Annotated in this window: 17 protein-coding genes; 11 read left to right on the top strand and 6 right to left on the bottom strand. The window is 39.6% G+C overall.

What is annotated here, in order from left to right:
• Nucleotides 1-11: 11 nt before the first annotated feature.
• Both QNI22_RS05615 and QNI22_RS05610 read left to right on the top strand, forming a co-directional pair.
• Nucleotides 12-851, top strand: coding sequence for an alpha/beta fold hydrolase (locus tag QNI22_RS05615; RefSeq protein ID WP_314509641.1), 840 nt, complete (start codon nucleotides 12-14; stop codon nucleotides 849-851).
• A gap of 86 nt (nucleotides 852-937) precedes the next feature.
• Nucleotides 938-1,777, top strand: a complete 840-nt coding sequence (locus QNI22_RS05610; protein ID WP_314509640.1) for an alpha/beta fold hydrolase — start codon at nucleotides 938-940, stop codon at nucleotides 1,775-1,777.
• Nucleotides 1,778-1,855: 78 nt separating this feature from the next.
• On the opposite strand, the gene QNI22_RS05605 is transcribed toward QNI22_RS05610, so the two are convergent.
• The 4 genes from QNI22_RS05605 to QNI22_RS05590 all read right to left on the bottom strand — a co-directional run bounded on the left by QNI22_RS05605 (nucleotide 1,856) and on the right by QNI22_RS05590 (nucleotide 7,587).
• On the bottom strand, nucleotides 1,856-2,374 hold the full coding sequence (locus tag QNI22_RS05605) for a DinB family protein (protein ID WP_314509639.1): 519 nt from the start codon (nucleotides 2,372-2,374) through the stop codon (nucleotides 1,856-1,858).
• Between the two features lie 77 nt (nucleotides 2,375-2,451).
• Nucleotides 2,452-3,030 (bottom strand): Crp/Fnr family transcriptional regulator, encoded by a 579-nt coding sequence (locus QNI22_RS05600; protein WP_314509638.1) that lies wholly within the window; start codon nucleotides 3,028-3,030, stop codon nucleotides 2,452-2,454.
• 254 nt (nucleotides 3,031-3,284) lie between these two features.
• Complete coding sequence (locus tag QNI22_RS05595) at nucleotides 3,285-5,906, bottom strand: AAA family ATPase (RefSeq protein WP_313985130.1); 2,622 nt, start codon at nucleotides 5,904-5,906, stop codon at nucleotides 3,285-3,287.
• Between the two features lie 784 nt (nucleotides 5,907-6,690).
• On the bottom strand, nucleotides 6,691-7,587 hold the full coding sequence (locus tag QNI22_RS05590; protein ID WP_314509637.1) for a mechanosensitive ion channel family protein: 897 nt from the start codon (nucleotides 7,585-7,587) through the stop codon (nucleotides 6,691-6,693).
• A 211-nt stretch (nucleotides 7,588-7,798) separates the two neighbouring features.
• On the opposite strand from QNI22_RS05590, the gene QNI22_RS05585 reads away from it, so the two are divergent.
• Nucleotides 7,799-8,710 carry an NAD(P)/FAD-dependent oxidoreductase gene (locus QNI22_RS05585; RefSeq protein WP_314509636.1) on the top strand — a complete coding sequence of 304 codons (912 nt, stop codon included), beginning with the start codon at nucleotides 7,799-7,801 and terminating at the stop codon, nucleotides 8,708-8,710.
• A 428-nt stretch (nucleotides 8,711-9,138) separates the two neighbouring features.
• Here QNI22_RS05585 and QNI22_RS05580 read toward each other — a convergent pair whose 3' ends face one another.
• On the bottom strand, nucleotides 9,139-11,469 hold the full coding sequence (locus tag QNI22_RS05580) for a M1 family metallopeptidase (RefSeq protein WP_314509635.1): 2,331 nt from the start codon (nucleotides 11,467-11,469) through the stop codon (nucleotides 9,139-9,141).
• Nucleotides 11,470-11,813: 344 nt separating this feature from the next.
• Here QNI22_RS05580 and QNI22_RS05575 point away from each other — a divergent pair, with 344 nt between their 5' ends.
• A complete protein-coding gene (locus tag QNI22_RS05575) occupies nucleotides 11,814-12,191 on the top strand; it encodes a c-type cytochrome (RefSeq protein WP_314509634.1) in 378 nt (125 codons plus the stop codon).
• Nucleotides 12,192-12,275: 84 nt separating this feature from the next.
• Here QNI22_RS05575 and mscL read toward each other — a convergent pair whose 3' ends face one another.
• The gene (gene mscL / locus QNI22_RS05570; RefSeq protein WP_314509633.1) at nucleotides 12,276-12,722 is read right to left on the bottom strand and encodes a large conductance mechanosensitive channel protein MscL; all 447 of its coding nucleotides are present in this window, start codon (nucleotides 12,720-12,722) and stop codon (nucleotides 12,276-12,278) included.
• 409 nt (nucleotides 12,723-13,131) lie between these two features.
• On the opposite strand from mscL, the gene QNI22_RS05565 reads away from it, so the two are divergent.
• The 7 genes from QNI22_RS05565 to QNI22_RS05535 all read left to right on the top strand — a co-directional run bounded on the left by QNI22_RS05565 (nucleotide 13,132) and on the right by QNI22_RS05535 (nucleotide 23,587).
• Complete coding sequence (locus QNI22_RS05565) at nucleotides 13,132-15,651, top strand: PIG-L family deacetylase (protein ID WP_314509632.1); 2,520 nt, start codon at nucleotides 13,132-13,134, stop codon at nucleotides 15,649-15,651.
• 160 nt (nucleotides 15,652-15,811) lie between these two features.
• On the top strand, nucleotides 15,812-16,552 hold the full coding sequence (fabG, locus tag QNI22_RS05560) for a 3-oxoacyl-[acyl-carrier-protein] reductase (RefSeq protein ID WP_313985112.1): 741 nt from the start codon (nucleotides 15,812-15,814) through the stop codon (nucleotides 16,550-16,552).
• A gap of 248 nt (nucleotides 16,553-16,800) precedes the next feature.
• Complete coding sequence (gene lepB / locus QNI22_RS05555; RefSeq protein WP_314509631.1) at nucleotides 16,801-17,943, top strand: signal peptidase I; 1,143 nt, start codon at nucleotides 16,801-16,803, stop codon at nucleotides 17,941-17,943.
• A 140-nt stretch (nucleotides 17,944-18,083) separates the two neighbouring features.
• The gene (locus QNI22_RS05550) at nucleotides 18,084-19,625 is read left to right on the top strand and encodes an AAA family ATPase (protein ID WP_314509630.1); all 1,542 of its coding nucleotides are present in this window, start codon (nucleotides 18,084-18,086) and stop codon (nucleotides 19,623-19,625) included.
• A 122-nt stretch (nucleotides 19,626-19,747) separates the two neighbouring features.
• Entirely contained in the window at nucleotides 19,748-20,533 is a 786-nt protein-coding gene (locus QNI22_RS05545; protein ID WP_314509629.1) for an MIP/aquaporin family protein, read from the top strand.
• Entirely contained in the window at nucleotides 20,530-21,204 is a 675-nt protein-coding gene (locus tag QNI22_RS05540; RefSeq protein ID WP_314509628.1) for a hypothetical protein, read from the top strand. The genes QNI22_RS05545 and QNI22_RS05540 overlap by 4 nt, the downstream gene beginning before the upstream one ends.
• Nucleotides 21,205-21,661: 457 nt before the next feature.
• Entirely contained in the window at nucleotides 21,662-23,587 is a 1,926-nt protein-coding gene (locus QNI22_RS05535) for a transglutaminase-like domain-containing protein (protein WP_314509627.1), read from the top strand.
• The last annotated feature ends 6 nt before the right edge of the window (nucleotides 23,588-23,593 follow it).

The following is a 23,593-nucleotide window of genomic DNA, read 5'->3' as shown; positions in this document are numbered from 1 at the left end:
AATTTAAAACTATGTCAGCCCCAATTGATTTTTTCTCAAAAGCTCTTACTCAATACCTTGAAGTGAATGGCATACAGTATGCGTATCGTCGTTTTGGTAATGCTTCTGGTGTTCCGGTTATTGGATTTCAGCACTTTACTGGTACGTTGGACAATTGGGACCCAATTAGTATGAATGGACTGGCTCAGGAACGCGAAGTAATCATTTTTGATAATATAGGTGTAGGTAATACAGAAGGCGTAACACCCGACAATGTGGCAGCGATGACTCAGGATGCCATTGCCTTTATTGAGAAACTGAACATTCAGCACTTTGATATACTCGGATTTTCCCTGGGTGGATTCATTGCTCAGCAACTGGCTTTTGTGCGTCCTGATCTGGTGCGAAAAATTATCATAGTAGGCTCTGCACCACAAGGAGTGAAAGTACTGCATTCCTTTCCTCAACTCATCCAAAGAGCCATGCAGTTGCAACCAGCAGAAAGATTTCTGTTTATCTTTTTCACTCCAACAGAACTAAGTAGGGCGAAGGGAATGGCCACCTTACAACGCTTATTTGCCCGTACCGAAGATCGGGATCGTGAAGCTAGTCAACAAGCTGTGTTGGCGCAACTTAAAGCAATTACAGCCTGGGGAACAGATCCAGTCACAATAGATCTTTCACAAATTACCCAACCTGTGCTTATCATACAGGGGAGTAACGATGAAATGATGGATAGTGACAACTCCTATACATTGTTCAAGCAATTACCAGACGCAATACTTACTTACTATCCGGATTCTGCACATGGTTCTTTTTATCAGTATCCTGACCAGTTTGTTAACAGTGCTAATTTCTTCCTGAATAATTAATCTGAGTAAACAAATATTTAGCCTGCTTATGAGTATAGTATGTGGGCGAAAACCAGTGCAGATAGTACCAGTTAAAATAGAAAACAATGAAAAAAACAGCGTTAACAGCCGAAACACAATTTGCCGGAATCAATGGAATTAAAATTGCCTATCGAACCTTTGGCAAGGGCACTCCTTTACTTCTTTATAACAGATTCAGAGGTGTGCTGGATACCTGGGACCCTTTGTTTCTTGATTCGTTGGCTGAACACAATACGATTGTTATTTTTGATTATCCAGGAATAGGAGAGTCCAGTGGCGAGTTGCCTACTGATATCAACCTTGTCGCAGAGATAGGAGTACAGTTGATGGATATATTGGGTATTAAGGTCTTTCATGTTGCTGGTTGGTCCTATGGTGGGCTTGTAGCGCAGACGGCTCTGTTTCTCCACAAAGAAAGTGTTCAGAAAGTGGTTTTAATTGGTACTAATCCGGTAGGTAACAATGAAGTTCCTTTTGACAAACTATTTTTTGAACATGCATTGAAACCTGTGAATGATCTGGAGGATGAATATGTATTATTTTTTGAACCATTATCTGAAAAAAGCCGGGCAGCAGCAAAAGCTTCACATGAGAGAATTGCTCAACGCCTTGACCGTAACAAGATACCTGCTACATCTGAAAAATTTCAGCGTTATTTTGGTGGCTCTGCCATGAGCAAAGAAGATAAACTAAATCTGAGAGGGCAATATAAAACGTTGGAAATACCTGTACTGGTTATTTCTGGCGACCATGATATCAGCTTCGCTGTGGAGAACTGGTTTCCATTGCTACGTAATGCGCCATCGATGCAGCACATCATTCTGAATGATTCTGGTCATGGCCCACAGCATCAATGGCCTCAACTGGTAGCTGGATATATGAATCTCTTCTTTAACAACCTATGAGTTTTGAGTATGTTGCGTGCAAAGAATGGTCGCTGCTGAAACTTTAGACATGAGATAATCTTCAATGGCATATTGCTTCTATCCTCTTAATCCAAAATCAAACCTTTTGTCAATAACCCGTCTTATAATACCTATCTGTCCACAGTGATACATGGTGTGATGGATATTCCATTCAATAGCTTCCAATGTATTTTTGGCAATAGGATGAGGGTAGGGGGTAGGTTCAAGATTTTTTTGCAGATCCATATCTGACAGGGATTCAAGAATCTGTAAAGATTTCTGCTGTATGAACAATACATGTTTATGCAAAACCTCCGGATTTACTTTTGCCAATGAACTGGCAGGTGAAGCATCTGTGTAAAGACTACTATATTCTTTTAAGGGTATGGATTGTAGGACATCTTTCTGATTTCCTACGATAACCATAATGGAATGATAGTAGAAGCTAACCAGTAAATGACCCACTTGCCAGCTAATATTGGATTCGATGATAGCAGGGGTGTTCTCCCACTGCTTATAGGGAATAGAATAGATAAGTTTATTTACCCATTCATACGTATTGGCAGTTTGCTTTGTTAGTATCTCAATTTGACGCATACAGGATTGTTATTTTAAATTCACCATTGATTTCTGACAAAGGAAGTGTCCTGTATGAAAAGATTAATTGACTTGGATCAATTAATCTTTTTAGCTAACTTTTTTCTGATCCGGCTTAGTGTTTCAGGTTTTACATGCAGATAGGAAGCAAGCATGTACTGAGGAATGCGTTGTACCATGTCTTTTCTTTGCGCTACCAGTTTCTGATAACGTTCTGTGGCGGTATCCAGCAACATGGATTTGACTCTGTCGTGAGTTCTGAGAAACAATCTCTCATTCATTATTCCTGCCATTCGTTCAATGAATGCATAGTGTCTGCTTACCTTCTCCAGACTTTGCCGGCTAATCACATAAACTGTAGTATCCTCAATGCATCGGATGGTTTTCTCAGAGGGAGTACCTGTCAGAAAGCTATAATAATTGGTGACAAATCCATTTTCAAATGCAAACTCGTCTATAATCTCATTTCCGTTTTTGTGATAAGTGCATACCATCAATCCTGTCTCTATCAGTCCCACCTTCTTGCAGATTTCTCCTTCTGCAATAAACACATCATCTTTCTGCAGATCTTTTCTGATAAACTCAGCAAGAAATACAGAAGCTTCCTCTTCATTCAGTTTAAATAATGAACGGATATGTTCTCTTAGGGCATTCACTTGTTTATATATTGGTTTCGTTGACCTGCTCTCATGTGTAAAGTATAAAAAGATATGGAAACAAAATCAGATTCCCATAAATTTTGGAAACATGATGACTGGTTGAAAAGAGTTGGGAAAGCCACTTTTACTATAACAATCCACAAAAAGAAAAACCAGAGCTTACAAACGTAAACTCTGGTTATAAAACTCTCATCCAATATCTACAATTACTCCTGTTATATTTCAGCTAACAGAGTAACTATAGCTGATTATTATTTACCTGGCCGAAAACCAATCACCGATTTGGTAGTTGTTTCCTGGCTTTGGGTAATATGGGCCAGATCTTCAATTGTTAACGTTTTAGATACTTCTTCTGTACGAATATTCTTTTCCAGAGAAGCCATACGCAGGTGCTGCTTTTTCACGGCAGTCTGAATAATCTTGCGAACGGCACGGGCATTGCCAAAGTACTTATCCCGTTGTTCGTGAAGCTCAATCAGATACTTGCGCAAGTAAGCTGCTGCCGTTGCATCAGGTATCAGTCCTTCGTGGTGCAACATATACGTTGCTACCCAGTAGAGTTCTTCACCAGACAAATCATTGAACTGTAGCGACTTGTCAAAACGTGATTTCAGACCAGGGTTCGCTTCCAGGAAGTGTTCCATCTGCTGAGGATAGCCTGCTACGATCACTGCAAACTCTCCACGACGGTCTTCCATTTGTTTCAGTAGCGTTTCAATTACCTCTTTTCCGAAATCATTTTCTCCTCCTGTAGTCAGTGTATAGGCTTCATCAATAAACAGCACGCCACCGATTGCCTTTTCAATCAACTGATTAGTCTTAATGGCTGTTTGTCCGATATAACCTGCTACCAGTGACTGACGGTCGCATTCTACCAGATGTCCGCGTTCCAGTAAGCCCAAAGCCTTCCAGATTTTAGCTACCAGTCGGGCTACAGTTGTTTTTCCTGTACCTGGGTTACCTGTAAATACTGTATGCAGGGAGAATTTATTCAATACTTCTTTACCAGATTCACGATAGAATTTAACTAGTTGTACCAGCTCCTGAAGTTCTGTTTTCACAGAGTCCAGTCCGATCAGTGAATCCAGTTCCATCATTGCCTGTTCCAGCAATTCTTCGTCAACCTGAATATCTGGTAGTTCACCTTTTTTATTTTTGAACATTACCTTCACATCGTCTACCATAATCGTTTGCCATTGTTCAGGCGTCAGTGTGGAGAAGTCTCCAGAGCGAACAATACGTAGACCCATGTTCATTTTCATCTCTTCCACCCATGAACTAATCAGACGGGCATTGCCGAACGATTTGTCACGTCCACGGTAAGCTTCTGTAACTTTCTCATACAAAAACTCACGCGCCTTCTCATCAAATCCAATATTTTTCTGTGCTGCTTTCTGATCTGCGATCTGTAACAATTCCTGAGGTAAATAGTCAGGAAAGTGATAGTACAGATTAAAGCGGGAACGTAATCCAGGATTAGAATCCAGGAATATCTGCATTTGCTGCGGATAACCTGCCACTACAATTGCCAGATCACCAGGGCCATCAGACATTTCCTTAATCAGAATCTCTACAACTTCGCGTCCAAAGTCTTGCTCATCGTTTTCGCTGCGAACCAGTGAATAGGCTTCGTCGATGAACAGAATACCTCCTCTGGCTTTCTCAATTACCTCTTTTACCTTAGGTGCTGTTTGTCCAATGTATTTACCCACCAGTTCGGCACGACCTACTTCCAGTACGGTTCCTTTTGACAGCAATCCCATAGAATGATAGATGCGGCCCATCATTTGTGCTACAGTCGTTTTCCCTGTACCTGGATTACCTGTAAATACGGTATGCAAACTCAGATTATAGTTTTCCTGGTATCCTTGTTCCTGACGAAGTTTCAGGAATTTCAGATAGGCTGTGTAGTCGTTGATTTTGGTTTTGATATCATCCAGACCTACCAGTCCATAAAGTGACTTCATGATGTCAGCCAGTTCTTCTTCGGATTTGGATTCCTGTAAGAGAGGCTGTTGTTTCATAGTCAATACGTGTCCGCTTCCCTGATATACCTGTGGTATTCCCTTCACCCACTCATCACCTACTTCAAATGGAAGTAAAGCAATGGGAGTATCCATGAACACGATTTCCAGTGAATATTTATCGTTGTACCAGGTGCGTTTTTCGGAAGATCCCCACCCTGTAGTAATTGTAACCAGACAGTCTTCGTTTTGCGAACTGCTTTCGATTTTCTTCAGATACGGAACACTGCCTTTTAACTGACCTGTATTGTTGTAGAAATTGAAGAAAATTTCACACTGCCATGGATCCAACTGAAGGTTAATGAAGCTAAACTCTACAAAGATATAGCGTGTCTCAGCACTTTGAAATTGAGTGACATACACGCGATCATCCTTGGCTACACCTTCATAATTGCCTTCATACAAACGAATGGAATCAACCATGAAGTAAGGATTTAGTTCCTCACATACCTGCCCTGCTTCTTCTATATGAAACCTTTTGGTAGCTACCTGTACACCATCAATATAGGCTTCCCATTCATATGTTCCTTTTTTCCAGAATGCTCCTGGTTCTGCCAGACCCCAGCTATGTCGTGCTACAACAATGTTTTCTTCTTTGCTGACACTTCTTTCTACCGTTAAATTGCATAAAGGAGTGCGGTGATCTGTTTCACTTATAGAGAAACATTGAAAAGTGAGTGTTGCTTTCCAGTCAGCTTCATCAAATAATTTGTTGTAAACTGATAATTCCACATACAGATAGGTAGTCTCCTGATTTTCGAATACCGTACGGTACTTCTTTGTGTCACCCTCAAAACTTTCTGTCGAAGCGTATGTTTTGAGATCCTTAAGTTTGTATCTGTTTTCCAAGCAACAATAACATTAAATGTATAACCTTAATTCTGCGTTCTAAATCCTGCAATTATCATATTATGAAAAAAGCAGTCGGCGGCTCTGCATAAATTCACCTGTTTAACTCTGAGACCGAAGATTTAATTTGGGTGTTGGTTGACGAAGTTTTGTTGTTGTTGTTGGGTAAAGAATCTGTTTTCGGTCTTCAGTTCTGTACTATGAATTTATTTACAGTGCTAAGTTAAGCAGATGTTAACTATAGATTCTTTTCAATTCCGGACATTTATATACATGGATGTGGGTTCTCTCGATTTTGCCGATTAGTAGAAAGAGTTGTAAGTAAGATTACTTACCATATGAGAATGGTCTATGCCTTAATTCTTTCAAATTGTGCAGGTTAGATATGAAAATAATGCAGAATGCAAGGCAGAAAATGGCATTGTGCACTACTGTTTTGTTCGCAAGAGTGGTTGCGTATTAAGAGAAAGTAACAGAATGGAATACGGATTTTAGTGGAATCTTACAAATTGTACCCCACTTTAGACAGGGTAGTAGAGGAGTCAAAGCGCTGAAAAAAGGTATTAAGGTCCGGGAAAGTTTTGGAAAAATAATTTTTGTTACTTTGAAAGTGAAAAAACGAAATATGTCTGGAGAAAATATACTGAAAGTGAATAGTTTATATAGTGTTAGACAGTGTTGAGATTCTGATAGACTGAGTATATTTTCTATTGGAATACAATAGTTTTATATAATAAATCGTACTGGGAGGCTGTTATCAAACAGGATTGAAAATCAGGTAGGACTAGTCGCGGGCATTTCCATCCAGATCCTTTTGATAATTGTCCAGAGAAGTATGTATGGAAGTTTCTTTGATGGTAATCTCCCGCTGAGGGAAGGGCATGCTGATTCCATTTTCTTTGAATAACCGATAAATGGTAAACCGTATCATGCTTTTGTTGTTTTCAATACGCCATACATTGTAGGTCCAGAACATCAGATGGTATTCAATCGCATATTCACTAAAGTTTTGTAAACGCACAAAAGGGGCTGGTTTTTCTGCAACGAATTCACTATGGATTTTGACTACATCCAATAACACTTTCTTTACAGTTTCCGGATCGGTTTCATAAGAGGCTCTGACATTTACGGAGAATCGCACTAATGTACGGTTATTGCTCCAGTTTATGACATTGTCTACAATAAACTTTGAATTGGGGACAATGATGGTAATCGCATCCCGGGTTTCTACTTTTGAGGTACGGATGCCTATAGATACAACTCTGCCAATCAGATTGTTGATTTCGATTACATCGCCCACATGTACATTGCCTTCAAACAACAGAATTAATCCAGAAATCAGATCATTGAAAGTTTGTTGCAAACCAAGTCCCACACCTACCAACAAGGCTGCCGAACCTGCCAGGATAAGAGACAAGTCTATACCCAAAAACTGAAAAGCGACCAGAATCGAAATCAGATAGATAAAATACTTTACCAGTAACTTAAAGGTGAACTGGCGCCCTTCATCAATACCCAATCGGTTGAAGAAACGCCGCTTGAGTATTTTGTTTAAAATCCAAACCAGCCAGCGACTGACAAAAATGATGGATATAACAGCCAGCAGGTCGAATACAGTGAGATTGAACCCTTTGACTTTCAGAATACTAAACTCCAGCAGCTTAATGATTTCATCTTTCATATATATTTTTATACCAATGGGTTGTTTTGCGCGATGCTATTTTGGGCTATACGAGTATACGAAAAAATCAATTGGGTGATTCGCTCCTAATTATTTTTTTGCATCAGAGGGAAGACAACTTCTCGAATATGAAATTAATTCGACATACAGGAACTTGTTTTATTTGCAATAGTGTTGCATTTGTCTATTGTTGACTTTAACCACAGATACAATGACAACACACAACAACCCTTTTGATGTACTGATTGTAGGAGGAAGTTATGCTGGATTAGCTGCTGCTATGGCATTAGGACGCTCATTACGGAATGTTCTTATTTTAGATAGCGGAAAGCCTTGTAACCAACAAACACCACATTCCCATAATTTTCTGACTCAAGATGGACAAACACCTGCTGCCATTGCTCAAAAGGCCAGAGAACAGGTATTAGCCTATGATACTGTACAACTACTAAGGGCTAATGCTATTGCAGCGGAGAAAACAGAAACTGGCTTTCGGATACAGACAGAAAGTGGAGATACCTACACCTCCCGAAAACTGATCTTTGCTACAGGTCTACGTGACAATATGTTGCCTATCGATGGCTTTGCTGAATGTTGGGGAATTTCTGTATTGCATTGCCCTTATTGTCATGGATATGAAGTGGCTAATCAGCCCCTAGGGATTTTAAGTAATGGAAATGATGGATATGAATTTGTGAAGCTGATTTTAAACTGGACAAAAAATCTGACACTTTTTACCAATGGCCCATCTACATTAACCACAGAGCAACATAGTAAGTTAACCGCACATGGTATCTCCATTATAGAAAAAGAAATACATAAGCTGGAGCACCAACAGGGAAGATTACAAAACTTATTATTTAAAGATGGCAGTAGCCATGCACTGACAGCATTGTTTGCCCGTGCTCCATTTGAACAACATTGTTCTTTGCCTCAGACACTGGGGTGTGAGTTGTCAGATATGGGATTTATTCAGGTAAATGATTTTCAACAAACGTCAGTAGCAGGTGTGTATGCAGCAGGTGACGCAACCACAGGTTTTCGTTCAGTTGCCAATGCTGTAGGGGCTGGTACGAAGGCTGGGGCAATTGTCAATAAAGAACTGATCGAAGAAGATTTTTAAGGATTCAGGTAGTTATATAAAAGCATTAGTCATCCCGAATTTTGAGGAAAAGAATTTGACTGACATATAGAGCAATACAAAGATGTTACAAAGAGAGTTGTGTTGTTTTCAATCGTGGATGGTGGTGTAGGTGCGTAGGGCTTCCTTTTCCCGCGAGGTTGGCTCTTGGCCTTGCGGGCGGAAGGATCGGGAAAAGGTGCCCTTTTTTGCTAACACACAAATCTGGCTCACCAAATTCTCATTTGGTGCCCCTATTTTGGGCAAGCAAAAAAGTGACAGGGCGATAAGAAGGGAAATGTTCTAAACTATAAACAAACGCAGAAAGAAATATTTCTCAAAAACTAACCCAAGCCTACACAATTTTTGAAAGTATAGGCTTGGATTTTACTCATATCCAACATTCGGGATGACTCATGTTGAAATGTGTGTTATTTCTGTTGTCCGGAAGCTTTCTGTGCTTGTTGCATAGGATTCTTAGGACGGTTACTCTGTTGTTTGAACAATTGAAAACGACTTGCTTCCGGTTTTCTTGGGAAATAATTGTTTTCAGTATCAATGTCTGCTGTTTGCAGATAAGGGTCCAGTGTAAACTGCTTTACAGGCTTGTCAGTAAAGATTACTTTGCTGATTTCCTTCGAGTTTAGTCTCCAGATTTCAGCTGGATACGTTTCTATCTTTTCAGTACCATCTTCAAATTCCATTTTAACAATAACCGGACTGATCAGACCGCCATTGTTTTTCAGTTTCAATGTATAGAAATGCAATCCGGACTCTATCAGTTTTTTCTCTTCCGGAGTCAGGTTCTTATAATATGAATCAAACTGAGCTTTGTCTTCTGGGGTAATCTGATAAGGATTATAACTGTTGTAGAAATCGTTTAACTCAGGATTGTCATCTACCAGCGTTTTTTTGATTTGTTCAGCATTACGTTGCTGACTGATGGTTTTCGGCTTGCTATCTGCATCTGCTTTGGCCAATGGTTTTTCTACATCCGGATTCTGTGAATTAATCTTATAATAGTTCACATCTTCCAGTGATACCTCTACTGGGTCGATACCATAGAACCAGCCTCTCCAGAACCAATCCAGATCTACACCTGTTGCATCTTCCATACTACGGAAGAAGTCGGCTGGATGCGGATGTTTAAAGGCCCAGCGGGTAGCATATTCCTTAAATGCAATGTCAAATAACTCACGGCCTATAACTGTCTCTCGCAGGATATTCAATGCAGTAGCTGGTTTGTCATAAGCGTTCGGTCCAAACTGCAGGACTTGTTCAGAGTTGGTCATAATAGGAACCAGTGTTTCCTTGCTGCTACGCATATAACTTACAATCTGATAAGGCTCACCGTTCCAGGATGGATAACCTCGTTCCCATTCCTGTTCAGCAAGGTACTGACAGAAGCTGTTCAATCCTTCGTCCATCCAGCTCCACTGACGTTCGTCAGAGTTTACAATCATTGGGAAGAAGTTATGACCTACTTCATGGATAATTACGCCAATCATTCCATATTTTGTCTGAGCAGAATATGTTCCGTCTGCTTCCGGGCGACCTCCATTGAAACAGATCATAGGGTATTCCATACCGCCACCATTGCCAATCCAGTGTACAGAGATTGCTTTGGGATACGGATAAGCAACCGTACGTTTTGAGTAGCTTTTCAGGGTATGTTCTACAGCGCGGGTAGAATATTGTCCCCATAATGGATTCCCCTCTTTGGGGTAATAACTCATCGCCCATACTTTGGCTCCCTCTACATCACATAGTTTGGCATCCCAGATATAACGACGGGAACTGCACCACGCAAAGTCACGTACATTTTCAGCCTGGAAGATCCAGGTTTTCTTTCCTGTAGACTTTTTCTTCTCTGCTTCCGTAGCTTCCTGCTGATTTACAATTACTACCGGATTTTTTGCTGTTTCCGCTTCTTTCAATCGTTGAATTTGTGTAGACGTAAGTACTTGCTTTTCATTCATCAGATTCCCTGTTGCCCCTACAATATGATCATCCGGTACGGTTAGAGCAACTTTATAATTACCAAATGTCAGTGCAAACTCTCCTTGTCCCAGGAATTGTTTGTGCTGCCAACCCCATACGTCATCATATACAGCCATACGAGGAAACCACTGGGCAATGGTATAGGTACAGTTGTCATCAGCCGGGAAGTATTCGTATCCGCTACGGCCTCTGATCTTCTGCATATCGTTAATATTATAATTCCATTCTACTGAGAATATAAACTTTTGTCCCGGACGCAATGGCTGAGGCAGGTTAACACGCATCATCGTTTTGTTGATGATGTGAGTCAGATTATTTCCGCTTTTGTCTTTCACGGCTGTAATTTTAAACCCTCCATCAAACTGACTACGGGTTACAAAACTCATGGCATTGAATGAAACACTATTGTTCAAAGTACCTGTCTGGGTTTTGAGCGTATTGGATTCTTTGTCAAACAGATTCTGATCGAGTTGTAACCATAGATAGCCTAATTCGTCTGGAGAGTTATTGTAATAGGTGATAGTCTCAGCACCAGTAATACGGTGGTTATTATCATCCAGTTCGGCTTTGATATCATAATCTGCTCGTTGTTGCCAATACTGTGGTCCCGGAGCACCAGATGCACTACGATAATTGTTGGGGGTAGGCAGAGCCGTTCCCAGTTGTTCAAATTTGGAATAGGCCGGGTCAATCTCTTTGGTTTGGGCATATAACCCGGTAATACACCCCAGAGCGAGGCAAAAGATAGTAAATCTCTTCATAGTGAGAAATAATAGGTTGGTTAGTTTGTTAAGTATGGATAGAGCTAAGTCTCTTATAGGAATAATATGCAAGGCTGGTCTCTGCGATTCACATTTCTGTATACAATAATACAAATTTGCAGCAAATTTGTGGCACGTTTTTTGGAACTCAAAATGCAATTCCATAAGCGGTAAATACAAGCCTGCCTATATATTATTCTATTTGGCTGAGTATGATCTGCTCTGGTAAATGTATAAAAGATTTGGGAAGATTTTCCAGCTTAATACCAAAAATTGATTTAGCTTTGCCTTGGCTTTTGATAGAAATTTTCTTTTATTAATTATAAACCTTATCACATAGTAGAATGATGAACACTCGTAATTACAGAATTTTGTTTGCTTCTGTTGCTTTGTTTGTTGTAACCGCGTGGGTAAATAGCAGCTTTGCTCAAACTGCCGTGCAGCCTCCTAAAGAAATCAATGATCTTCTCCAAAAATATACTTGTCTGGCTTGCCATAAAGCCGATGCAAGACTGGTAGGTCCTGCGTATGTAGATGTGGCAAAAAAGAAATATACAAACGATAAAATTGTTGAACTGATTTATAAACCACAACCAGGCAACTGGCCAGGATATCCTCCAATGGCTCCTATGACACAGGTTCCTAAAGCAGATGCTCTGAAAATTGCCGGATGGATTAACTCATTGAACAAACCTGCCGCGGCTCCTAAGAAGAAAAGCTAAAGGATAGATTTATACCAATAAAAGAAAAAGCGCAATGGAAGTTGCGCTTTTTCTTTTTCTACCACTATATTATAATATATGTGTTTATCTGCCTGCTTTTAACAGATCACGGATCTCAGTAAGCAATACTTCTTCTTTGGTTGGAGGTGCTGGTGGGGGTGGTAGATCCTCATGTTTGCGTTTTAGGCTGTTAATAGCTTTTACCATCAGGAAAATAATCATAGCCAGGATAACAAAGTTAATAGCTACAGTGATAAAGCTACCATACGCAAGTACAGGACCTACTTTGCGGGCTTCTTCCAGGCCTAATTTTCCTCCTGCTTTGTCAATTGCTGCCTGCACATCACTTGAAAGTGGAAAATATAGGTTGCTAAAATCTACACTACCAAATATGCCGACAACTGGCATAATCATATCTTTTACAACAGAATCGATAATTTTTCCAAAGGCTCCGCCAATGATAACCCCTACGGCCAGATCGACTACATTACCTTTTAGTGCAAATTCTCTAAATTCAGATATAAAACCCATAAGCGATAAAAGTTTAAAAATTTAGGTTAAGTTTGATTGTATTGCATAACTGATTGTGAATAGGTTATGTTTGGCTAAAAAAGCAGATTTTTCAAAAGAAAACAAGGTTTTTTACTTTTACCACTTATTTTTTGAAAAAGAAAGATCAAAGTTAGATCAGAGTTCTATTTGCCAGCCTGTACAAATTTTGTTTTTCATTTAGTCTATTTTCCTTTTTCAGTTCTGAATGCACATATCAGTCAGAGTATACCCTATTTGAAGCTAGAACTATCTCCTACGCATTGTTGTTAAAGGGTGACACAAGCTTTTGGGTACTACATTTGCCTGAGCTGCCTGAAAACAACAGGGCTTTTTTGTGAAAACCAGCTTATCTTCGTAAAATTGTACTGTATTCCACCTGATTTTTTCTATGTATCAATCCACCACTTATACTCTTTCTTCAAGAGTTTTTCTGGGTTTATTCCTTTTTATTTCACTCATCGGTTTAGCGCAACCTCCTAAGTATTACCCTGCTGGAGAAATAAAACTGGCATTAAAGAAAATGAATATTCTAGGTAGTGCCCTGTATATGGCTGCTCACCCGGACGATGAAAATACCGCTATGCTGGCCTGGCTGGCAAAAGATCGGCTGGTACGTACTTCCTATTTGGCTATTACTCGTGGAGATGGCGGACAAAACCTGATAGGTTCGGAACAAAGTGAACTGATCGGACTTATTCGTACACAGGAATTACTCCAGGCACGACGTGTAGATGGAGCTGAACAGTATTTTACACGAGGTAATGATTTTGGATTTTCCAAATCAACAGAAGAAGCATTGCAAATCTGGGATAAGGAAAAAGTATTGGCAGATGTGGTATGGGTAATTCGTAACCTGAAGCCTGATGTAATTATTACCCGTTTTCCTCCAACAGCGCAGGCCGGACATGGACACCATAGTGCCTCAGCTGTTTTAGCAGAAGAAGCTTTTGTAGCTGCCGCAGATCCCAAGAGGTATCCTGAACAGTTGAAATATGTACAGCCCTGGCAGGTAAAACGGCTTGTCTGGAATGCTTTTACTCCCAACTTTACCAATGATCCTCCTCCGGGTGGTAACTATGTAATGGCTCCACTGGGTAATTACAATAACCTGCTTGGCAAGTCGTACACTGAGATTGCAGGTGAAAGCCGCAGTATGCACAAAAGCCAGGGCTTTGGATCGGCTCGTAGCCGTGGTCAGCGTAATGATTATCTGCAACACAAGCTGGGTGATCAGGCTCAATCAGATATCTTTGATGGCATTGATCTAAGCTGGAAGCGGGTACAAGGAAGTGAAACAGTTGCTGCTTTGTTGCAGAAGGCTTACCAGACCTTTAATGCAGAAAATCCTGCAGCGAGTGTCTCTTCCTTATTGGAGGCATACCGTGTTATGGAGAAGTTACCACAACAGGAATATTATGTGCAACAAAAGAAAAAAGAGTTAACAGAAATTATTGTTGCCTGTACAGGACTAAGTTATGAAGGAAATACAGTGTCCTATGCTGGTACTCCCGGACAATCGCTTCGGTTCTATGCCAATGTAGTAAAGCGGTCTGATGTGCCTGTACTTTGGAAATCGGTTCAGTTACTAAACACACCTAAAGATTCAACTATCGGAAAAGAGTTAAAGAATAATGAAGCATTGAATCTACCTATTTCACTAACTATACCCAAAGAAATTCAATACACACAACCTTACTGGCTTGCCAATCCACCTGCTAAGGGAATGTATACAGTTAATGATCAGTTACTGATCGGGAAGCCAGAGGCTACACCACAGCTAACAGCTGCCTTTCATTTTCAGATTCAGGGAATTGACTTTACATTGAACAGGCCTATTAGTTATAAATGGGTTGATCCTGTACAAGGAGAATTGTATCGCCCATTTGAAGTTCGCCCAGCTGTGATGATTAACCTGGATGAAAAATCGATGGTGTTTCCAGCTACAGAAGCAAAAACACTGGGAGTCTTATTGAAGGCTGGAGCAGGAGCTGTGAAAGGGGAGTTACGTCTGGAAGTTCCCAAAGGCTGGAAAGTGTCTCCTGAAAAGCTGTCTTTTGATTTGGCAAAAGCAGAGGCAGAGCAAAAAGTTTCGTTTGTAATTACACCTCCTGCCAATGCTTCAGAAGGTACACTCAAAGCTGTTGCTAAATTAGCAGATGGGCAAGAAATTTCCTTGGGCCTTAGAACGATAGATTATGAACATATCCCAGTACAAACATTATTTCCGGTTGCTCAGGCTAAGGTAATACGTCTGGATGTACGGACTGCTGGAAAGAATATTGCTTACCTGATGGGTGCAGGAGATGATGTACCAGCTGCCTTGCGTCAGATGGGATATTCAGTAACTATGCTGACCTCAAATGAACTGAATGCGGATGTAACCGAATGGCAGCGATTTGATGCTATCGTATTAGGAGTAAGAGCCTTTAACACAGAAGAACGGTTGAAGTATTATCAGCCTAAGTTAATGCAATATGTGGAAAATGGTGGAGTTGTTCTGGTACAATATATTGTGAACAGGGGAGTGGTAACAGATGAGATAGGTCCATATCCGTTTGAACTTTCTCGTGACCGCGTGACTGTAGAAGAAGCTACTGTCACATTTTTGAAACCACAGCACCCATTGCTGAATACTCCGAATAAAATTACAGCTAAAGATTTTGAAGGTTGGATACAGGAACGAGGTCTGTATTTCGCTCAGAAATGGGATAGCCGCTATGAAGTATTGCTTTCCTGTGCTGACCCGGGTGAAAAGCCTCAGGATGGAGGATTGTTGGTTGCTAATTACGGAAAGGGACGATTTATTTATACTGGCTATGCGTTTTTTCGCCAGCTTCCGGGAGGCGTACCAGGGGCATATCGCCTGTTTGCTAACTTGCTGGCTCCCGTAAATGGAAGTGTAAAGTGATAAATTAGTGACATACTAAATTACAAAGAGGGTAACAGATCATCTGTTACCCTCTTTGTTTTTGAACCGTATACTTTTTCCTCGCTTACAGATTGTTTCATAAAAAGATATTACTTTGCGAAACATTTGACTTGTTTCGTTTTCATTTTAAACAAACTCCATGAACTTACTTCAAGGAAAAACTGCTTTGATTACCGGAGCGTCCAAGGGGATAGGACGTGCCATTGCATTACGTTATGCACAGGAAGGTGCTAATGTTGCATTTACCTATCTTTCCAGTGTAGAAAAGGGACAAGCACTGGAAACAGAACTGGAAGCCCTGGGTATCAAAGCCAAAGGATATCGTTCAGATGCCTCTGACTACAAAGCAGCTGAAGAATTAATCAACAGTGTACTGGCAGATTTTGGCACATTGGACATTTTGGTAAATAATGCAGGTATTACACAGGATGGTCTGCTGATGCGTATGTCAGAAGAGCAGTGGGATAATGTAATTCGGGTAAACCTAAAGTCGGTATTTAACTTGACAAAGGCTGCTACTCGTCCGTTTATGAAACAAAAAAGTGGTTCCATTATCAATCTGACTTCTGTAGTTGGGATTCGGGGTAATGCCGGTCAAGCTAATTATGCTGCTTCTAAAGCAGGTATTATTGGTTTTACCAAATCCGTTGCATTGGAATTAGGATCACGTAGTATTCGAAGTAATGCCATTGCACCTGGTTTTATTGAAACAGAGATGACACATGAACTGGGCAATAAAGAAGAGTGGTTAAATAATATTCCCTTAAAACGGGGTGGTGCTGCGGAAGAAGTAGCAGATTCCGCTGTTTTTCTGGGTTCTGATATGAGTAAATACATCACAGGACAGGTATTACAGGTAGATGGTGGTATGCTTACCTAGTCTATTCGGGATAAGATAGTAAGTATAAAAGCCCTTTATATTTTGTTACTATGGTATAGTCAGCACTCCAATGCTGACTATATTTTTACATCGAAATACAGCCTTTCACAGCTGAAATATTCTGTTTGAAATGTTTTGTGATGGCTGGTAAAATAATTATCTTTTTTTTGAGTTAATTTGTGAAATAGTTGTGTTCCTGGAGTTATTGCTCTTGTGCACATTTCTTCATTTGCTCATTTTATTTATACATGACAACAGTAACTAAAGATTCTACGGAAACAAAAAAGCCGAAAAGTGCTACCCGTGAGTGGATTGAATCGATTGTATTTGCTATCGTTGTGGCGTCGGCAGTGCACTGGCTTATTATTCAGCCATATACTATTCCGACTTCTTCTATGGAAAGTTCCTTGCTGACAGGTGATTTCCTGTTTGTAAGTAAACTACACTATGGTGCCCGCACTCCTAAAACACTGATTCAGTTTCCGTTAACACACCAGACTTTTTGGGGAAGCAGTATTCCTTCCTATGTAGACTGGATTCAGATGCCTCAGACTCGTTTGCCTGGTTTTTCCAGCATTAAAAATAATGATGTAGTGGTATTTAACGTTCCATTAGAGCATCCTGGTACTTATGAGAGATACCAGAATATTTTGAATGTGCCTAAAGGATATCCTATTGATCTGCGTACCAACTATATCAAACGGTGTCTGGCTATTGCTGGTGATGAGATGGAAATCAAAGATCGTCAGGTATATATAAACGGACAACCTGTACAGAATCCTCCTAACATGCAGTTTCATTATACTGTAATGACTACCCAGTCACTGGATGATCGTTTCTTCAAAAAATATAACATTAGCACAAGTCCAAGTGAGTTTACGTTTATACAGGGTGGCTTTGAAGCGAATTTTTCGCCTGCTACAGCTGAAGAATTGAAAAAACTGGACTTCATAAAGTTAGTATCACCTGTTTTGCATAGTGAAGATAATGTACTTTTCCCGCGTGATACCTTGTTTAAATCAAGTCTGGATAACTATGGTCCTATCCGCGTTCCTAAAAAAGGACAAAAAGTAACGCTGGAACCTAAAAACCTCGCTTTATATAAAGATATTATTCTATATTATGATCACAACGATGATGTAAAAGAGGAAAATGGCAAAATTGTTCTGGATGGAAAACCTATTACAGAATATACTTTCAATCAGAATTACTACTGGATGATGGGTGATAACCGTCACAACTCTGTAGATTCCAGATACTGGGGCTTTGTTCCGGAAGATCATGTGGTAGGTAAAGCAGTGCTGGTATGGTTGTCTATCGATCCAAATGAAAGTTGGATGAGTATCGGAGACAAAGTACGTTGGAAGCGTCTTTTTAGTAGTATCAAATAAAAATAGCCATTGAATAAAAGAAAATGAACGAACCTGAGAAACAAAACTCAGGTTTTTTTATTTATAAGGTGGTAGCTGCTGGAACATTATTGGCGGGTTGGGAATTGGGAAATAGGTAGCATAAGATAATTATATTGTGTATGAATAGAAAAGAACGTATTCGTTTAATCTTAGAGCAACTTCGAAAAGGAGTATATGAGAAAGAAGAAGCCATTCAGTTATCGTTGCTAGCTGCATTGGCAGGAGAAAGTGTTTTTTTGCTGGGACCTCCGGGAGTGGCAAAGAGCCTGATTGCCCGTAAGCTAAAATTTGCCTTTCGGGATGGCCGATCCTTTGAATATCTGATGAATCGTTTCAGTACACCTGATGAGATTTTCGGACCAGTATCTATTAAAAAACTAAAAGAAGAAGACCGCTACGAACGGCTGACAGAAAAATACCTGCCTGGTGCCAATGTGGTGTTTCTGGACGAAATATGGAAAGCTGGACCTGCCATACAGAATGCTTTGCTGACTGTATTAAATGAAAGAGTTTATCGCAATGGCGAACAGGAGGTTAAGGTAAATATTAAAGCCATTGTATCTGCTTCCAATGAATTGCCTGTTGAAGAAAACCTGAATGCGCTTTGGGATAGATTTCTGGTTCGGTATATGATTCGGGAGATACGCAAAGCTGGAAGTTTTGTGGATATGATTGTAGACACCAGCGATATCTATCAGGATACTATACCCTCAGATCTGAAAATAGGAGAGGCAGAGTTACAGGAATGGGATATGGCTATCAATGAGGTACAAGTACCAGCAGAAGTATTGAATGTGATTCAGATGGTAAAGTATCAGCTTGAACAATATGATGCTGACCATCCGGAAGCTCCATTCCATATTTTTGATCGTCGCTGGAAAAAGCTGGTTCGTTTGTTGAGAACATCTGCCTTCCTGAATGAACGGGTTGAGGTCGATCTGATGGACTGTTTTCTAATGCCACATATACTATGGAGTAAACCCGAACAACTGGAAATAGTACGTGAAATCGTTGCAGAAACTATTCGCAAACATGGGTATTCAATGGCACTGGAGATCCATCCGTTACGTAAAGAGATACGTGAGCTGGAAGAAGAGGTGATGAAAGAAACCCGCATTCCCAATGTAGTTTTAATAGAAGTACCTAAAGCCATTGAACGGGAGTATTATGAGTTGCTGAATACAGAACAAACTTTTGATGGTAACCGCATCAAGCGTAGTGATTTTGACCGGATGTTAGTAGGAGAGGAGTCTCCATTGAATCTGTATGATAAAAATGGCAACCTTGTAAATCGTGTCAAGGCTCGTAAAAGTGCAGAACTGGCAAATGGCCTTATTATTAATGCCAATGCACGTTTGTATACGTTTCCAATACTAACAGATAAGGTAGAGAAGAAAGAATTCCTCTATAAAAAGCCACATACACTGGTACAGAAATACTGGGATGATCGTACCTATCAGTTACGAAAATATATCACAGACCAGAAAGTATATGTGGATGAGCATCGTCCTGTTGCTATGCAGCATTTATGTACAAATTTATTTGTAGAGTCTGAACTGGCAGATTTGGTAGAAATGAATCTGAAGGAAGCATTAGCCACATTGGATGAGTTGGATCTGCAGATTGATAAGATCAAGCATTTATATGAGAGTTTGCGTTGATCTACATATAATTAGCATAATTCGGTGTAAGAATTGTGAAATTTTTATTGTGCACTTGTGAATCTGTTTGGGAAAAGTAATATCTTTTGGCAGAATATATCCCATCTTAAAGCCAATTGTTTATGACCCCTTTTCTTGCCGAATTAACAGGTACTATGTTACTGATTATTTTAGGTGGAGGTGTAGTGGCAGGTGTATTGCTCAAAGATTCCAAAGCAGAAAACAGTGGATGGTTGGTAATTTCGTTTGCATGGGGGTTTGCAGTTGCTTTTGGCGTATACCTGGCAGGACAGATAAGTGGTGCCCACCTCAATCCTGCTGTGACGATAAGTTTGGCATCCAGTGGACAGTTTGCCTGGAAAGATGTACCTATATACTTACTTGGTCAGTTGATTGGAGCTATGTTGGGGGCTGTTGTCGTTTGGCTGCATTATCTGCCTCATTGGCCTCATACAGATAATCCCGGTCTTAAGTTGGCTGTATTTGCTACAGGACCTGCTATTCGTAAACCATTCAGCAATCTGCTAAGTGAGATTATAGGAACCATGGTATTAATGATAGGCTTGATGGCTATTGGAGCCAATAAGTTTGCAGATGGTATCAATCCCTTAATTATAGGCTTCCTGGTGGTAGCTATTGGACTTTCACTGGGAGGAACTACTGGCTATGCAATCAACCCTGTTCGGGATTTTGGACCACGACTCATGCATTTTTTATTACCTATTGCAGGCAAAGGAAACTCTGATTGGGGATATGCCTGGATTCCTGTGGTAGGACCGTTGATAGGAGGAGTATTAGGTGTACATCTATATAAAGCTGTGTTTGCTGATATGTTTTCTATCTGGTTAGGTGTTTCTGCGACAGTGACACTTATCGTAATAGTACTGGCCTACATAAAGGAAAGATGAAGGTACAGTGTCATATTAGCTTGCTGATAAGTGCTGTATTATGGATTAGTTGTCAACATTCTGAAACACATCCTAATTCACCTGTACAAACAACCTTGACTTTGCCAAGACTTTGCAGTGTTGAGACACACTTCCCTATTATATTATCAAAGGTAAATCTACAATCAGATATATCCCGTGATTTGCCTGATGTGGTGAAAACTAAAGTAACAGATATTGTCGTCAACTATTATTTTGACTTTGGAGGAGATTCCAGTCAAATATATTTTACGCCAGCAGATGTGTATGTGGGTACTATATGCGCCAGCATAGATACTCTACATGATTTGTATGTGCTACTTCTTAACGCGCCAGCTGGTCCGCTAAATTCCAAAGTGTTTCTGTATAATCGTATTAGAAATAAGACATCTGAATCTGTTATTGATTACAATATACACGCTTTATATACAAGAGAAAATAATAAGTTATTGATCTCTAATCTGAAAGAACTTTTCAGAATGCCCTCTCCTGATATTGAACTGCTTAATAGGGAACAGGATAATATACCCAAACTTAAATTTACCAGATTGTATCATAATGGAACTACTAATGCCATTGAGATAGCTAGTATGAAAGTGAATGGTGTAGAGTTGGATACACTTGATTTTAAGCGATCCTTTCTGGAAAAGTAAGTGATTTAAAGTTCTCTTCCTGTCAGCCAGTATTTGAAGGCTTGTGACTTTTCATAACTGATCTATACCACTATAGGTAATGGATGTTGCCATGTCCTTGGCTATATGGTGTTGTTTGTTACCAGAAATATAGTTTAAAATAAGCTATCTTCTTTTGTACACAGACATTGTTCCAACATCTGTATACCTGCTTTTACCATTTGTATGCCTTAGAATAGTATCTGTAAAACAATAGGCTTTTTTATATCTGTAACAATAATGCATTTGGTAAGTTAAATGTATGTAGTAGATCTGAAGATGTTCAAATTATACATATTTCACTTTTCTGCAATCTATTTTGTTCAACCTTCTACAGTTTCTTACTTCCTCTGTACAAAGTAAAAATTCCTCCCCAAAGCTACATCTGAAAAAATATCTAATTTGATGAAAAAATAATTTTAATCTTCTCACGCATAGTATGGGATTACTGTCTGCACACAAAAGAAAAGTGTGGCTTTCTGTATTTGGCTTCTTTTGTTATCTTCTGATTATTGCTCAGAACGGAAATGAAGAAATGGCAAAACAATATCAGAAGCTCTATGAAAAAAGTCCAGTTATTTTACTGAACTCTGAAGTTTCCTTTGAGTTTCGTCTGGATACTAAAACGCATACTCCTTATTTGATCGAAAACGAGGATTTGCAATATATGTCCTTACGACTTACGACTGAAATAAGCAAGTTCAAAGGATATGACAATGAATCCAGCATTATACAGTCTGTTGCTTCAAATGAAAACAAAAAGAGAGTTCCCTTAAATCCTATTTGCGGAAACTTTGAAATTGATAATATTTTTTACTCAGATGCTAAAGTTTGTAAATACCCTCTGAAGTTTTCCTATCTGGGACAAATTCAAAACCTTACTATTCAGAAGCGTTACAATGATCTAAAATATTTTACCAGTGTCTATTTTAATGAGACATATCCTGTCCATGTAAGGAAAATCAGATTTATCATTCCGGAATGGCTTACTGTTGAGCTGAAAGAAATGAATTTTGCCGGATATACTATTCAGCGGAAAAAAACAGAAGATACAAAGAGCAAAGCTACTGTCTATGAATTTACTGCTGAAAATCTGGACGAGATGAAACACGAGAGGTTTGACAGAGGAAATTCCTTTACTTATCCGCACATTCTGGTACTTTCCAAAAGTTTTTTAGACAATAGTAAACAGGTTCCTTTGATAGGTTCGGTAGAAGACCTGTATAAATGGTATGCAAGTTTGGTTCATCAGGTTCAGAATGATACCAAGCCTATAGAATCAACTGTCAAACAGTTGATTGCTGGCAAGACAACAGATGAGGAAAAGATAAAGGCTATCTATTACTGGGTTCAGGATAATATACGGTATATCGCCTTTGAAGATGGAATTGCAGGTTTTAAGCCCGAAACAGCCCAGCAGGTGTTCCAGAATAAATATGGTGATTGTAAAGGAATGGCTAATCTGACCAAAGCTATGCTGCAAATTGCTGGTTATGACGCTCGTCTGACATGGATTGGAACCAATAAAATTGCTTATGATTATTCTTTACCTACTATGGCAGTTGACAATCATATGATTTGTACTCTGTTATGGCAAGATAAAAAGTACTTTCTGGATGCAACAGAAAAGTTTATTGCTTTTCAGGATAATGCGGAACGCATTCAGGGACGTCAGGTTCTGATCGAAAACGGAGACAAATATTTGTTGGAGAGAGTACCTGAATTTAGCAAAGACCGAAATCTGGTAAAAACACAGCAGGTGATACGAATGGATGGAACAAGCCTGATTGGTAATTGTGTAACAGAGTTCAATGGCGAAATGAAAACTGGCATCCAGAATCTATTGCATGAATCTTCTTCTTCACAAAAATCTACCACTCTGGAAAAAGTAATGTCACAAGGTGATAAGAATATCACTATTCAGAAGCTTGATCATAGTAACCTGACTATTCGCGAAACTCCACTAAAGGTGACATATGATTTCGTAGTCCGTAATCAGGTTTCTTCCTTTGATAATGAGTTGTATGTTAATCTTGATCTTGATCAGCTGTATGCTGACTTTATCATCAAGCCTGAACGTGTCAGTGAAGTTTCGTTTGATGAGAAAGTGTTACGATCTTCTGTTGTTCGCTTTCAGATTCCTGCCGGATATAAGCTTACACATTTACCTACTAGTCTGGATAAAAAACATGGTGCCTTCTCTTTTAAACTTCGTTTCCTGGAAAAAGACGGAGAGATTTACTATGAAAAAGAGCTTTCTATAGATAAAGGAATTATTCGGAAACAGGATTTTACAGCCTGGAATGATTCTGTGAAGGAGTTAAAGAAAGTATACAATGACAAGATTGTGTTTACAAAGTTATAATTCGTT

This window comes from Xanthocytophaga agilis (assembly GCF_030068605.1).
GTDB classification, from domain to species: Bacteria; Bacteroidota; Bacteroidia; order Cytophagales; family 172606-1; genus Xanthocytophaga; species Xanthocytophaga agilis.
The sequence above is the reverse complement of the archived record's forward strand: the minus strand, read 5'-3'. Positions and strand labels throughout refer to the sequence as shown.

Excerpts from the sequence above, each read along its gene's own strand:
- QNI22_RS05615 (WP_314509641.1), top strand. The coding sequence starts at position 12 with ATGTCAGCCCCAATTGATTTTTTCTCAAAAGCTCTTACTCAATACCTT.
- QNI22_RS05610 (WP_314509640.1), top strand. The coding sequence starts at position 938 with ATGAAAAAAACAGCGTTAACAGCCGAAACACAATTTGCCGGAATCAAT.
- QNI22_RS05605 (WP_314509639.1), bottom strand. The coding sequence starts at position 2,374 with ATGCGTCAAATTGAGATACTAACAAAGCAAACTGCCAATACGTATGAA.
- QNI22_RS05590 (WP_314509637.1), bottom strand. The coding sequence starts at position 7,587 with ATGAAAGATGAAATCATTAAGCTGCTGGAGTTTAGTATTCTGAAAGTC.
- QNI22_RS05585 (WP_314509636.1), top strand. The coding sequence starts at position 7,799 with ATGACAACACACAACAACCCTTTTGATGTACTGATTGTAGGAGGAAGT.
- QNI22_RS05580 (WP_314509635.1), bottom strand. The coding sequence starts at position 11,469 with ATGAAGAGATTTACTATCTTTTGCCTCGCTCTGGGGTGTATTACCGGG.
- QNI22_RS05575 (WP_314509634.1), top strand. The coding sequence starts at position 11,814 with ATGATGAACACTCGTAATTACAGAATTTTGTTTGCTTCTGTTGCTTTG.
- mscL (WP_314509633.1), bottom strand. The coding sequence starts at position 12,722 with ATGGGTTTTATATCTGAATTTAGAGAATTTGCACTAAAAGGTAATGTA.
- QNI22_RS05565 (WP_314509632.1), top strand. The coding sequence starts at position 13,132 with ATGTATCAATCCACCACTTATACTCTTTCTTCAAGAGTTTTTCTGGGT.
- fabG (WP_313985112.1), top strand. The coding sequence starts at position 15,812 with ATGAACTTACTTCAAGGAAAAACTGCTTTGATTACCGGAGCGTCCAAG.
- lepB (WP_314509631.1), top strand. The coding sequence starts at position 16,801 with ATGACAACAGTAACTAAAGATTCTACGGAAACAAAAAAGCCGAAAAGT.
- QNI22_RS05550 (WP_314509630.1), top strand. The coding sequence starts at position 18,084 with ATGAATAGAAAAGAACGTATTCGTTTAATCTTAGAGCAACTTCGAAAA.
- QNI22_RS05545 (WP_314509629.1), top strand. The coding sequence starts at position 19,748 with ATGACCCCTTTTCTTGCCGAATTAACAGGTACTATGTTACTGATTATT.
- QNI22_RS05540 (WP_314509628.1), top strand. The coding sequence starts at position 20,530 with ATGAAGGTACAGTGTCATATTAGCTTGCTGATAAGTGCTGTATTATGG.
- QNI22_RS05535 (WP_314509627.1), top strand. The coding sequence starts at position 21,662 with ATGGGATTACTGTCTGCACACAAAAGAAAAGTGTGGCTTTCTGTATTT.